At 59.0% G+C, this 500-nt stretch carries 1 rRNA gene; it reads right to left on the bottom strand.

The window, feature by feature from the left end:
* Positions 1 to 500, bottom strand: a 23S ribosomal RNA gene (locus ACA361_RS42300); the annotation flags it as partial.

Genomic DNA, 500 nt, shown 5'->3' on the forward strand with positions numbered 1-500 from the left:
GGTCCTCTTAACGTTCCGGCACCGGGCAGGCGTCAGTCCGTATACAGCGTCTTACGACTTCGCACGGACCTGTGTTTTTAGTAAACAGTCGCTTCCCCCTGGCCTCTGCGACCACCCCCAGCTCCGGAGGTAAACTCCATCACCAGGCGTGGTCCCCCTTCTCCCAAAGTTACGGGGGCAATTTGCCGAGTTCCTTAACCACAGTTCACCCGATCGCCTCGGTATTCTCTACCTGACCACCTGAGTCGGTTTAGGGTACGGGCCGCCGGTACACTCACTAGAGGCTTTTCTCGGCAGCATGGGATCACTCACTTCACCTAAAACGGCTCGGCATCACATCTCACCCACAAGGCGTGCGGATTTACCTACACACCGGGCTACATGCTTACCCCAGGACAACCATCGCCTGGGCTGAGCTACCCTCCTGCGTCACCCCATCGCTCACCTACTACCCCCTCGGGCCCCACGCTCCCCAACCAACATCCCCCGAAGGAGACGAA

The organism is Actinomadura sp. 21ATH, assembly GCF_041951345.1.
Taxonomy (GTDB): Bacteria; Actinomycetota; Actinomycetes; order Streptosporangiales; family Streptosporangiaceae; genus Spirillospora.